Raw genomic sequence first — 12,471 nt, 5'->3', positions numbered from 1 at the left:
GTTGGTTGCGGGAGGTCAACGGAGTAAATTAGCGGCTTTGAACACCGATAAGAGCTCTTATTATGGCGAACTGGCAGACCATTGACGAACTGCATGATATTTCCGCAGATTTACCGCGATTCACTCAGGCGTTCACAGAACTTTCCACTCGCCTCGGTCTGGATGTTGCACCGCTTGAGGCCGATCACATTTCTCTGCGTTGTCATCAGAACGCCACTGCTGAACGCTGGCGTCGAGGATTTGAACAATGCGGCGAGCTGCTGTCGGAAAATACCATCAACGGGCGACCAATTTGTCTGTTCAAACTGCATGAGCCGGTGTGCGTCGCGCACTGGCGCTTGAGCATTGTGGAACTGCCGTGGCCCGGGGAAAAGCGGTATCCTCATGAAGGGTGGGAACACATTGAGATTGTCCTGCCTGGCGCTCCTGAAACCCTGAATGCCCGCGCATTAGCGCTGCTTTCGGATGACGGACTGAGCCAGCCGGGCATTTTTGTGAAAACCAGTTCACCGAAAGGGGAACACGAACGTCTGCCGAACCCGACGCTGGCGGTCACTGACGGGAAGGTCACCGTCAAATTCCACCCGTGGTCGATTGAGGCAATCGTCGCCAGCGAACAGCAACAGGAGTGAATATGACATTGCTGGAAATCTGTTGTTACAGCATGGAGTGCGCGCTTACGGCGCAGCAAAACGGTGCGGACCGCATTGAACTGTGCGCCGCGCCAAAAGAAGGGGGCTTAACGCCATCACTGGGCGTGCTGCGCTCGGTTCGTCAGGCGGTGACGATTCCGGTACATCCGATCATCCGGCCGCGCGGTGGAGATTTTTGTTATACCGACGGTGAGTTCGCGGCGATGCTGGACGATGTACGGACCGTGCGTGAACTGGGTTTTCCCGGACTGGTGACAGGCATTCTTGATCCTGACGGTCATGTCGACATGCCACGCATGCGGCAGATTATGGACGCGGCAGGCCCTCTGGCTGTGACCTTTCACCGCGCGTTCGATATGTGTGCTAATCCGTTAAATGCACTACATAATCTTGCGGAACTGGGTGTCGCCAGAGTGCTGACGTCGGGGCAGAAATCCGATGCAGTGCAAGGTTTAGCAAATATTATTGAACTTATTGCTCACCCCGGTGCTCCAATCATTATGGCCGGAGCGGGGGTTCGCGCAGAAAATCTGCCGCGTTTCCTGGATGCCGGAGTACGGGAAGTACACAGTTCCGCCGGAACCTTGCTGGTTTCACCTATGCGCTATCGCAATCAGGGTCTGTCAATGTCGACAGATAAGCAAGCGGATGAATATTCCCGCTATGCGGTAGACGGCAAGTCGGTTGCTGAAATGAAAGGAATCATTGTTCGCCATCAGGCCAAATGATTTTACCGTTGCATCATGTCGCCCAATATGATGCTTGCTCGTACCAGGCCCCTGCCCATTCAACAGGGGCCTTTTTTTACGCTAAATTTCGCTGATGAATGACGTTGTAGGCCGGGCACGCGAAGCGCCCCCGGCAAAATGCCGGATGCGACTACTGCCTTATCCGGCCTACACCCACAACATCACGGCTTACGCGCAATTAATACGGCACGTAATGGAGCGGGGTAGCCTTCGACCGTTTTGCTGTGATCGTTCGGGTCGAGGAAATCGGCCAGCGATTCGGTGACCATCCATTCGGTACGGCGCTGCTCTTCGGTCGTCGTCACGCAGACATCCGCGATGCGAACATCAACGAAGCCGCATTTCTCCAGCCAGTTTTTCAGCGCCAGCGCGGAAGGGATGAAATAGACGTTGCGCATCTGCGCGTAGCGATCGCCCGGCACCAGCACAGTATTTTCATCGCCTTCCACCACCAGCGTTTCCAGCACCAGTTCGCCGTCTTTCAGCAGTTGATCTTTCAACTGCCAGAGATGCTCCAGCGGGGAGCGGCGATGGTAAAGCACGCCCATCGAAAAGACGGTATCAAACGCATTCAGCGCCGGAAGTTGTTCTATACCCAGCGGCAGCAGATGCGCACGCTGATCGTTCCCCAGCAGCTTTCGCACCGCTTCAAACTGGCACAGGAACAGTTGCGTCGGGTCAATACCAACAGCCAGATGCGCACCCGCGCCAATCATGCGCCACATATGGTAGCCGCTGCCGCAACCCACATCCAGAATCGTGCGACCGGTCAGATCCGACAGATGCGGCAGTACGCGATCCCATTTCCAGTCAGAACGCCATTCAGTATCAATGTTCACGCCATACAGCGAGTATGGCCCTTTACGCCATGGCATCAGATTTCGCATCAGGGTGTCGATACGCTTGATCTGCCCCGGGCTCAGCGGCGCTTCACTTTCCGCCGTCACGCTGTGTAATAAATCCAGACGGTACGGCGTCAGTTCCGGCAGAAATTCCACCGCGTTTGACCACTGCTTAAACAGACCGTGCTGATCGCGCTGCCAGGCGGCAATCTGCGCGGGCAGCGTTTCCAGCCAGTGGGCAAGATGATTTTTGGCAATCAGCTGATAGAAGTTACCAAAGTCGATCATGCGCTTGCCTCAGCTTTCAATGCCACCAGTGAGCCAAAGTTAAAGCACTGGAACCACAGTTCGCTGTGCTCAAAACCGGCCTGACGCAGGCGGGCTTTATGGGTTTCAACTGAATCGGTCAGCATCACGTTTTCCAGCATGCTGCGCTTCTGGCTGATTTCCAGTTCGCTGTAGCCGTTGGCTCGCTTGAAGTCGTGGTGCATGTTGAACAGCAGTTCGCCCACTTTCGCATCTTCGAAGCTGAATTTTTCCGACAGCACCAGCGCGCCGCCCGGATTCAGCCCCTGATAAATCTTATCCAACAACGCCTGGCGCTCCGGCGGCTCAAGGAATTGCAGGGTAAAATTAAGTACCACCATTGAGGCGTTCTCAATGGTGATGGCGCGGATGTCGCCTTCCACAACCTCAACTGGCGTGGGTGCCTTGTAAGCATCGATATGACGGCGGCAGCGTTCGATCATCGCCGGGGAGTTATCAACGGCGATAATTTTGCAGTTTTCATGATGGATATTGCGACGCACCGAGAGCGTCGCCGCACCCAGCGAACAACCCAGATCGTAGACCTGCGTATCCGGCTGCACAAAGCGCTCGGCAAGCATGCCAATCATCGAAATAATATTGGAATAGCCGGGAACAGAACGCTGGATCATATCCGGGAAGACTTCGGCTACCCGTTCATCGAAGGTCCAGTCGCCCAGGCTGGCGATGGGCGCAGAAAAAAGCGTGTCGCGGTGAGACATAACGTAAAAATCCGGGAAAAATAAAGTGGCGTATTGTGCGCTAATGCAGGGAGAAAACCAACTCCCACGGCATATACCAAAGGTTCGCCAGCACCATCAGTAACAATGCACACCAGGTGGCGCTCATGCCGGAGCGACGCCAGCGGAACAGACGGTGATGGAAACCGTAATAATGCATCAGCCGACCCACGAGCAGAATAATGCCGCAAATATGCACCATCCAGGTTTCTGCGCCGTTCATTTCCATAAACAGCAGCAGCACTAACGCGACGGGAATATATTCCACCGCATTACCATGAATGCGGATGGCTGTCTGGAGTTCACTGAAGCCGCCGTCACCATAGGCAACGCGGTATTGCATCCGCAGGCGGACAACGTCAAAAGAAAACTTCATCAACAACAACGCACCCAAAACGGCATACAGCGCGCTTACCATACAAACTCCCTTTAAAATGGCTGATGGCACTGTCTATGATAGGTGGCAATTTCAGAAAAGAGAAGATTGCTGTGGAATGGACGGAGCAGTTCCGATATCCGGTAAAACATCTCGCAAGTCCTGCCACAGGGTATCGACCAGTTCCGGAGCCTGCGCGATATCCGGGGTATGCAAAAAGAGATACGGTGTGGTGGTCTGTTCCCAGAGCGGTAATTTTTTTAGCCAGTCGGCAAAGAACGCCCGGTTTTGTCGCATATCATCGCTGCCGATAAAGCGCACCAGTGGATGGTTCGCGGTCACTACTGCATGTACCGGCAGTTTCGGCTTCTTGCGCTGGGCGTCGCGGATGGCTTCATTATGCGCATGGGCCGCGTGTACTGGACGACTGTCGAGGATAACCCGATTCACTCCGCGCCGATGCAATCCGCTATTGAACTGCTGTTCAGCGTCGCCTTTAGCTAAAAATTCAGGATGACGGACTTCGACGCCGTAGGTAAACATCTGTGGCAGGGCATCGAGAAAATGCCAGAGCGCAGGGAGATCACGTGGGCCAAAGGTGGCGGGCAATTGCAGCCAGTACTGACCGATGCGGCTTTCCAGCGGCGACATTCGGGTCAGGAATTCGTGCAGCAGATCATCGCAATTGCGCAGAGCTGCCTGATGGGAAATGGTCGCTGGAAATTTAAAACAGAAACGAAACGCATCCGTCGTTTGTGCGTACCAGCGTGCCACAATCTCCGCTTTTGGTAGCGCATACAGCGTGGTGTTGCCTTCCACACAGTTAAAGTGGCGGGCGTACTCTTCAAGACCGGTGATGCCAAGACGCACCCATTTTGGGTGCGACCATTGCGGCAGGCCAATGTAGATCATAAGGCGTTGATGATCTCTTCTGTGCTGCGCACCCGCGCAATACGAGGGAAGATGTGCGTCAGGCTGTTCTTATGCTGGTCGGCGCTGGCGGCACTACAGGCGTCTTCGGCAATCACCAGGCTAAAACCCAGCTCCCAGGCGTTACGCGCAGTGGACTCGACGCCGATATTGGTCGAAATCCCGCACAGTACGATGGTGTCGATACCGCGGCGGCGTAACTGAAGCTCAAGATCCGTGCCATAGAATGCGCCCCACTGGCGCTTGGTCACTTCCAGATCGCTGTCGTCTTTGCCCAGCGCAAGCGGATAGGTCCACCAGTTTTCCGGCAGCGCGTTGGCTGGTGCCTGTGCATCTACGGGTTGTTTGAGCGCTTCGGCGTAATCATCAGACCAGCCCACGCGGACCATTACCACCGGGGAGCCGTTAGCACGAAACGTCTGTGCCAGCCGGGCAGCGCGCGCCACCACGTCATTGGCAGAATGAGGGCCGCCGGCGAAGGGCAGGATCCCTTCCTGCAGGTCGATAATGACCAGGGCGGTCGTTTTTGCGTTCAGTTGTAACATGATAACTCCCGTCAAGAATCGAAATTCCGTTACACCTTAATCGCGATTGGGTGTGTAACGAGCGACAATTTTTGTTATTTTTTGTGAGAATACGCAATGCCCGTCCAGGAAACAGGCGTACAGTCAGTACCGGGCTTATCGTGCGGCGGAATTTCCAGTATAATAGCCGCCTTTTTTCATTCAGTTGTGACATACAGTTAAAGCTGCGACATCGTGGCCTGCAAGACAGGCGACAATCCGCCTGCGGCTAATTAAGGGATATCTCATGCGTACAGAATATTGCGGACAGTTGCGTCTGTCCCACGTGGGGCAGCAGGTGACTCTGTGTGGTTGGGTCAACCGTCGTCGTGATCTTGGTAGTCTGATCTTCATCGACATGCGCGATCGCGAAGGTATCGTGCAGGTGTTTTTCGATCCGGATCGTGCGGACGCGTTAAAGCTGGCCTCTGAACTGCGTAATGAGTTCTGCATCCAGGTGACGGGCACCGTGCATGCGCGTGACGAGAAAAACGTTAACAGCGAAATGGCGACTGGCGAAATCGAAGTGCTGGCCTCTTCGCTGACGATCATCAACCGTGCAGAATCACTGCCGCTTGACTCTAACCACGTGAACACCGAAGAAGCGCGTCTGAAATACCGTTATCTGGATCTGCGTCGCCCGGAAATGGCGCAACGCCTGAAAACCCGCGCGAAGATCACAAGCCTGGTACGTCGCTTTATGGACGACCACGGTTTCCTCGATATCGAAACCCCAATGCTGACCAAAGCCACGCCGGAAGGCGCGCGTGACTATCTGGTTCCTTCGCGTGTACACAAAGGCAAATTTTACGCGCTGCCGCAGTCACCTCAGCTGTTTAAACAACTGCTGATGATGTCCGGCTTTGACCGTTACTACCAGATCGTCAAATGCTTCCGCGACGAAGACCTGCGTGCTGACCGTCAGCCTGAATTTACCCAGATCGATGTGGAAACCTCCTTCATGACCGCCGAACAGGTACGTGAAGTGATGGAAGCGCTGGTGCGTAACCTGTGGAATGAGGTGAAAGGTGTGGAACTGGGTGACTTCCCGGTCATGACTTTTGCTGAAGCCGAGCGTCGTTACGGTTCTGACAAACCGGACCTGCGTAACCCGATGGAACTGGTGGACGTTGCCGACCTGCTGAAGGCCGTTGAGTTTGCCGTGTTCTCTGGTCCGGCGAACGATCCGAAAGGTCGCGTTGCTGCGCTGCGTGTACCAGGCGGGGCGAGCTTAAGTCGTAAGCAGATCGACGACTATGGTAACTTCATTAAGATCTACGGCGCGAAAGGTCTGGCTTATATCAAAGTCATCGAGCGAGCGAAAGGTCTGGAAGGTATCAACAGCCCGGTGGCGAAATTCCTCAATGCGGAAATCGTGGAAGCCATCCTTGAGCGCACTGGCGCGCAGGACGGCGATATGATTTTCTTCGGTGCGGACAACAAGAAGGTCGTGGCCGACGCGCTGGGCGCGCTGCGTCTGAAACTGGGTAAAGACCTGGGTCTGACTGACGAAACGAAATGGGCGCCGCTGTGGGTCATCGACTTCCCGATGTTTGAAGACGACGGCGAAGGCGGCCTGACCGCGATGCACCACCCGTTCACCTCACCGAAAGACATGACGGCTGCAGAACTGAAAGCGGCGCCGGAAGACGCGGTGGCGAATGCCTACGATATGGTGATCAACGGCTACGAAGTCGGTGGTGGTTCCGTGCGTATTCACAGCGGTGAAATGCAGCAGACCGTGTTTGGCATTCTGGGCATCAATGAACAGGAACAGCGTGAGAAGTTTGGCTTCCTGCTCGACGCACTGAAATACGGTACGCCGCCGCACGCGGGTCTGGCATTCGGTCTTGACCGTTTGACCATGCTGCTGACCGGCACCGATAATATTCGTGACGTAATCGCCTTCCCGAAAACCACCGCTGCGGCGTGTCTGATGACCGAAGCGCCGAGCATCGCGAACCCGGCAGCACTGGCTGAACTGGGTATCGACGTGGTGAAGAAGGAAGAGAAAAACTGATATGGCTGATATACACGAAATCATTCGCGCTACCTCGCGGCGGCAACGGAGTGAGTTCCCATGATCATAGCTAACACTATGAATGGGATGAGCGAAGGCAGCCAACAACGAGATAGCGTGAAGGATAAAGTGTATAAGCGTCCCGTTTCGGTTCTGGTCGTTATCTACGCGCAGGACTCGAAACGGGTGTTGATGTTACAGCGACGCGACGATCCTGAATTCTGGCAGTCGGTTACCGGCAGTGTGGAAGAGGGAGAGACCGCGTCGCAGGCCGCCATGCGCGAAGTAAAGGAAGAGGTCGCCATTGACGTTGCGGTTGAGCAACTGACCTTAATTGACTGTCAGCGCACGGTGGAGTTCGAGATTTTTTCTCATTTACGTCATCGCTATGCACCGGGTGTGTTGCGCAATACAGAATCCTGGTTCTGCCTTGCGCTGCCGCACGAGCGTCAGATCGTTTTTAGCGAACATCTGGCCTACCAGTGGCTTGATGCGCCAGCTGCGGCGGCGCTCACCAAGTCATGGAGCAACCGGCAGGCGATTGAAGAATTTGTGATTAACATCGCCTGAGAGGGCGTGCTTTTTTGAGGAAATATTTATGGCAGGTCATAGTAAATGGGCCAACACCAGACACCGTAAAGCGGCGCAGGATGCGAAGCGCGGCAAAATCTTCACCAAGATTATTCGTGAGCTGGTGACAGCAGCCAAACTGGGCGGCGGCGATCCGGATGCGAACCCGCGTCTGCGTGCGGCTATCGACAAAGCGCTGGCTAACAACATGACCCGTGACACGCTGAACCGTGCAATCGCCCGCGGCGTGGGTGGTGATGATGATGCGAACATGGAAACCATCATCTATGAAGGTTATGGTCCTGGCGGCACTGCCGTGATGATTGAATGTCTGTCTGACAACCGTAACCGTACCGTTGCCGAAGTGCGTCACGCCTTCAGCAAAACCGGGGGTAACCTGGGCACGGATGGTTCTGTTTCCTATCTGTTCAGCAAAAAAGGCGTCATCTCTTTCGAGAAAGGGGATGAAGACGCCATTATGGAAGCGGCACTGGAAGCGGGTGCGGAAGACGTGGTGACCTTCGATGATGGCGCGATTGATGTCTACACGGCATGGGAAGAGATGGGTAAAGTGCGTGACGCACTGGAAGCCGCCGGTCTGAAAGCCGATAGTTCAGAAGTCTCTATGATCCCGTCGACCAAAGCGGAAATGGATGCGGAAACCGCACCGAAACTGATGCGTCTGATCGACATGCTGGAAGATTGTGACGACGTGCAGGAAGTTTATCACAACGGTGAAATCTCTGATGAGGTTGCCGCTACATTAGAATGATGGGGCTTAATCCCGTTACAACCGGAGGCGCGTGATGTCCATCATTCTCGGTATTGATCCGGGCTCCCGCATCACCGGTTACGGCGTGATACGTCAGGTCGGTAGACAACTGACGTATCTCGGCAGCGGCTGCATTCGTACCAAAGTCGACGATCTTCCGTCACGCCTGAAGCTGATTTATGCCGGCGTGACGGAAATCATCACCCAGTTTCAGCCCGACTACTTTGCCATCGAGCAGGTGTTTATGGCGAAGAACGCCGATTCTGCGCTCAAACTGGGGCAGGCGCGCGGGGTAGCGATTGTGGCGGCGGTCAACCAGGAACTGCCGGTATTTGAGTACGCGGCACGTCAGGTCAAGCAGACGGTGGTTGGCATTGGTAGCGCAGAGAAAAGTCAGGTGCAGCACATGGTGCGAACCTTGCTGAAACTGCCCGCTAATCCGCAGGCGGATGCGGCAGATGCGCTGGCCATCGCCATTACGCACTGCCATGTTAGTCAGAATGCGATGCAAATGAGCGAATCACGCCTCAATCTTGCCCGAGGTCGCTTGCGATAATGACAAATGAGGCTGGATATCTATCCAGCCTTTTTTTATGATACAGCTTTACTTTCGGCCCAACGCAGGAGCGTAACGTGATAGGCAGACTCAGAGGCATCATTCTGGAAAAACAACCCCCGCTGGTGTTACTCGAAGTGGGCGGCGTCGGCTATGAAGTGCATATGCCCATGACCTGTTTTTATGAGCTCCCGGAATCCGGAAAAGAAGCCGTTGTCTTTACCCACTTCGTGGTTCGCGAAGACGCGCAGCTGCTGTACGGTTTTAACAATAAGCAAGAGCGTACGTTGTTTAAAGAACTCATCAAAACCAACGGCGTCGGGCCTAAACTGGCGCTGGCGATCCTCTCCGGGATGTCCGCACAGCAGTTCGTCAATGCTGTCGAACGCGAAGAACTGGGCGCGCTGGTCAAGCTGCCTGGTATTGGCAAAAAAACGGCTGAACGACTGATTGTCGAAATGAAGGACCGTTTCAAGGGTCTGCATGGCGATCTCTTTACGCCAGCCGCCGATCTGGTGCTGACCTCGCCAGCGAGCCCGGCGACGGACGATGCCGAACAGGAAGCGGTTGCGGCGCTGGTGGCGCTGGGCTATAAACCACAGGAAGCCAGCCGCATGGTGAGCAAAATCGCTCGCCCGGATGCCAGCAGTGAAACACTGATCCGCGAAGCCCTGCGCGCCGCGTTATGAGGTAAAGGATGATAGAAGCAGATCGCCTGATTTCGGCAGGTGCCGCACTCACAGAAGATGTCGCCGATCGCGCCATTCGCCCGAAATTACTCGAAGAGTATATCGGTCAACCTCAGGTGCGTTCGCAGATGGAGATTTTCATCCAGGCGGCAAAACTGCGGGGTGATGCGCTCGACCACCTGCTGATTTTTGGTCCTCCCGGACTGGGGAAAACCACGCTTGCCAATATCGTTGCCAATGAAATGGGCGTCAATCTGCGTACCACTTCCGGCCCGGTGCTGGAAAAAGCGGGCGATCTGGCTGCGATGCTGACCAACCTTGAGCCGCACGACGTACTGTTTATCGATGAGATCCATCGACTGTCGCCGGTGGTGGAAGAGGTGCTCTATCCAGCGATGGAAGATTATCAGCTGGATATTATGATCGGCGAAGGGCCGGCGGCGCGTTCAATTAAAATCGATTTGCCGCCGTTTACCCTGATTGGCGCAACGACTCGCGCGGGTTCACTGACCTCTCCTCTGCGCGATCGCTTTGGCATTGTGCAGCGTCTGGAGTTTTATCAGGTGCCGGATCTCCAGCATATCGTTGGGCGCAGCGCGCGCTTTATGGGGCTGGAGATGAGCGAGGAAGGGGCGCTGGAAGTGGCGCGTCGCGCACGCGGTACGCCGCGTATCGCCAACCGGCTACTGCGGCGCGTACGGGATTTTGCCGAAGTGAAGCATGATGGCACCATTTCCGCCGATATAGCTGCTAAGGCGCTGGATATGTTGAACGTGGATGCGGAAGGGTTTGATTACATGGACCGCAAGCTGCTGCTGGCGGTGATCGACAAATTCTTTGGTGGGCCGGTCGGGCTGGATAACCTGGCGGCAGCCATCGGTGAAGAGCGTGAAACCATTGAAGATGTGCTGGAGCCGTATCTGATTCAGCAAGGTTTTTTGCAGCGCACGCCGCGCGGAAGAATGGCGACAGTACGCGCCTGGAACCACTTTGGCATTACGCCACCGGAAATGCCTTAATGCCTGATGGTGCTGCGCTTATCCGGCCTACAAAATCACGTAGGCCGGATAAGACGCGTTAGCGTTGCCATCCGGCAACATACCCGTCAGCTTGCCTGCTTCTTCATCATGCTGAAGATAAACAGCAGTGCGGCGCACAGCACCACTGATGGGCCCGCAGGGGTATCGTAGAAGGCCGAGAAGGTCAGCCCACCTGTAACCGCTATCATTCCAGTTCCTACTGCAACGCCAGCCATCTGTTCCGGCGTCCGCGCAAAACGACGCGCCGTAGCTGCCGGGATAATCAGCAACGAGGTGATGATCAGCGCCCCGACGAACTTCATCGCCACGCCAATGGTTAATGCTGTCACCAGCATCAGTAAAAGCTTCACGCGCTGCAGTTTCACCCCGTCAACAAATGCCAGATCGGGGCTGATGGTCATTGACAGCAGATTGCGCCATTGCCAGAAGAGGATCGCCAGCACGATCACCACGCCCATGGCGATAGAGATCAAATCGTCCGGCGTAACCGCCAGCAGATCGCCAAACAGGTAAGCCATCAGATCCACGCGAATATTCGACATCAGGCTGACCACGACCAGGCCCAGCGACAGCGCACTGTGCGCCATAATGCCAAGCAGCGTATCGATGGCAAGGTGAGGGCGCTTCTCCAGCCAGACCAGGCCTGTCGCCAGCATTAGCGTCACGGCAATGACCGCATAGAAAGGGTTCACATCCAACAACAGGCCAAAAGCGACGCCGAGCAGCGACGCATGTGCCAGCGTATCACCAAAATAAGACATCCGACGCCAGACGACGAATGAACCCAGTGGACCCGCCGCACAGGCCAGCATGATCCCGGCTAACCAGCCAGGCAGTAATAATTCAATCATGATTGACCATTTCCCCGGCGCAATACAATACGACCCTGCAGGTCGTGGCGGTGATTATGATGATGACGGTAAATTCCCAGTTGCTCCGCGCCGCGAGGGCCGAACATCGAGATAAATTCCGGGTGCATGGAAACGATTTCAGGAGTACCTGAACAGCAAATGTGATGATTCAGACACAACACTTCGTCGGTTTTTGCCATCACCAGATGCAGGTCATGGGACACCATCAGCACGGCGCAATCCAGCTCACGACGTAACTGATCGATAAGGTCGTACAGCGCGACCTGGCCGTTGACATCTACGCCCTGAGTGGGTTCGTCAAGCACCAGAAGCTGTGGCTGATTGAGGAGCGCGCGCGCTAACAGGACGCGCTGCGTCTCGCCGCCGGAGAGCTTTTGCATCGGCGCGTCAATCAGATGCCCGGCCTGTACACGTTTCAGGGCCGGCAGGATGTCATCTTTCTTCGTACCGGGGCGCAGGCGTAAGAAACGACTGACGGTAAGCGGCAGGGTGGTATCGAGATACAATTTCTGCGGAACGTAGCCAATTCGCAGCTTACCATTACGCGTGATCACCCCTTCATCCGGGGCGACCAGTCCGAGAACGACGCGAACCAGCGTTGACTTCCCGGCGCCATTTGGGCCGAGTAGCGTTAAAATTTTTCCGGGTCTCAGTTCAAGCGAAACGTCAGAAAGGACGCGGCGCTGGCCGAAAGAGACCGAGACATTTTCCAGTGAAACCAAAGTCGTCATGTCAATTTTAGTCTTGCAGAAGTTATAGAATGTTATAATATCACATTTCTCACATTCATTAC

The 12,471-nt window shown here is 55.1% G+C and carries 15 protein-coding genes; 8 read left to right on the top strand and 7 right to left on the bottom strand.

Features of this window, described 5'->3' with window-relative positions:
• Positions 1–62 precede the first annotated feature (62 nt).
• Entirely contained in the window at positions 63–632 is a 570-nt protein-coding gene (locus ACQ0PY_RS13785) for a VOC family protein (protein ID WP_044257624.1), read from the top strand.
• A gap of 2 nt (positions 633–634) precedes the next feature.
• Positions 635–1,381 carry a copper homeostasis protein CutC gene (gene cutC / locus ACQ0PY_RS13780; RefSeq protein ID WP_043000351.1) on the top strand — a complete coding sequence of 249 codons (747 nt, stop codon included), beginning with the start codon at positions 635–637 and terminating at the stop codon, positions 1,379–1,381.
• A gap of 182 nt (positions 1,382–1,563) precedes the next feature.
• On the opposite strand, the gene cmoB is transcribed toward cutC, so the two are convergent.
• From cmoB to ACQ0PY_RS13755, 5 genes are read right to left on the bottom strand one after another with little or no spacing between them, the layout of a single operon-like run.
• The gene (cmoB, locus tag ACQ0PY_RS13775) at positions 1,564–2,532 is read right to left on the bottom strand and encodes a tRNA 5-methoxyuridine(34)/uridine 5-oxyacetic acid(34) synthase CmoB (protein WP_044257625.1); all 969 of its coding nucleotides are present in this window, start codon (positions 2,530–2,532) and stop codon (positions 1,564–1,566) included.
• Entirely contained in the window at positions 2,529–3,272 is a 744-nt protein-coding gene (cmoA, locus tag ACQ0PY_RS13770) for a carboxy-S-adenosyl-L-methionine synthase CmoA (protein ID WP_043000353.1), read from the bottom strand. The genes cmoB and cmoA overlap by 4 nt, the downstream gene beginning before the upstream one ends.
• A 40-nt stretch (positions 3,273–3,312) precedes the next feature.
• Complete coding sequence (locus ACQ0PY_RS13765; protein WP_042318401.1) at positions 3,313–3,708, bottom strand: MAPEG family protein; 396 nt, start codon at positions 3,706–3,708, stop codon at positions 3,313–3,315.
• Between the two features lie 51 nt (positions 3,709–3,759).
• Positions 3,760–4,578: a DUF72 domain-containing protein gene (locus ACQ0PY_RS13760; RefSeq protein WP_044264780.1), complete on the bottom strand. Its 819-nt coding sequence runs from the start codon at positions 4,576–4,578 to the stop codon at positions 3,760–3,762.
• Entirely contained in the window at positions 4,575–5,141 is a 567-nt protein-coding gene (locus tag ACQ0PY_RS13755; protein WP_044264778.1) for a hydrolase, read from the bottom strand. The genes ACQ0PY_RS13760 and ACQ0PY_RS13755 overlap by 4 nt, the downstream gene beginning before the upstream one ends.
• A gap of 265 nt (positions 5,142–5,406) precedes the next feature.
• Between ACQ0PY_RS13755 and aspS the strand changes: the two genes are divergently transcribed.
• The 6 genes from aspS to ruvB all read left to right on the top strand — a co-directional run bounded on the left by aspS (position 5,407) and on the right by ruvB (position 10,785).
• On the top strand, positions 5,407–7,179 hold the full coding sequence (aspS, locus tag ACQ0PY_RS13750) for an aspartate--tRNA ligase (protein WP_109740324.1): 1,773 nt from the start codon (positions 5,407–5,409) through the stop codon (positions 7,177–7,179).
• 117 nt (positions 7,180–7,296) lie between these two features.
• Positions 7,297–7,749: a dihydroneopterin triphosphate diphosphatase gene (gene nudB, locus ACQ0PY_RS13745; RefSeq protein ID WP_043001901.1), complete on the top strand. Its 453-nt coding sequence runs from the start codon at positions 7,297–7,299 to the stop codon at positions 7,747–7,749.
• A gap of 28 nt (positions 7,750–7,777) precedes the next feature.
• Positions 7,778–8,521 carry a YebC/PmpR family DNA-binding transcriptional regulator gene (locus ACQ0PY_RS13740; protein ID WP_043000357.1) on the top strand — a complete coding sequence of 248 codons (744 nt, stop codon included), beginning with the start codon at positions 7,778–7,780 and terminating at the stop codon, positions 8,519–8,521.
• A gap of 34 nt (positions 8,522–8,555) precedes the next feature.
• A complete protein-coding gene (gene ruvC, locus ACQ0PY_RS13735; RefSeq protein WP_000022509.1) occupies positions 8,556–9,077 on the top strand; it encodes a crossover junction endodeoxyribonuclease RuvC in 522 nt (173 codons plus the stop codon).
• Positions 9,078–9,154: 77 nt separating this feature from the next.
• The gene (ruvA, locus tag ACQ0PY_RS13730; protein ID WP_043000358.1) at positions 9,155–9,766 is read left to right on the top strand and encodes a Holliday junction branch migration protein RuvA; all 612 of its coding nucleotides are present in this window, start codon (positions 9,155–9,157) and stop codon (positions 9,764–9,766) included.
• A gap of 8 nt (positions 9,767–9,774) precedes the next feature.
• Entirely contained in the window at positions 9,775–10,785 is a 1,011-nt protein-coding gene (gene ruvB, locus ACQ0PY_RS13725; protein ID WP_043000359.1) for a Holliday junction branch migration DNA helicase RuvB, read from the top strand.
• Between the two features lie 86 nt (positions 10,786–10,871).
• On the opposite strand, the gene znuB is transcribed toward ruvB, so the two are convergent.
• Positions 10,872–11,657 (bottom strand): zinc ABC transporter permease subunit ZnuB, encoded by a 786-nt coding sequence (gene znuB, locus ACQ0PY_RS13720; protein WP_044257629.1) that lies wholly within the window; start codon positions 11,655–11,657, stop codon positions 10,872–10,874.
• Positions 11,654–12,409 carry a zinc ABC transporter ATP-binding protein ZnuC gene (znuC, locus tag ACQ0PY_RS13715; RefSeq protein ID WP_044257630.1) on the bottom strand — a complete coding sequence of 252 codons (756 nt, stop codon included), beginning with the start codon at positions 12,407–12,409 and terminating at the stop codon, positions 11,654–11,656. Before znuC ends, znuB begins: the two co-directional genes overlap by 4 nt.
• Positions 12,410–12,471: the final 62 nt, after the last annotated feature.

This window comes from Citrobacter sp. LST-B2 (genome assembly GCF_057983045.1).
The sequence above is the reverse complement of the archived record's forward strand: the minus strand, read 5'-3'. Positions and strand labels throughout refer to the sequence as shown.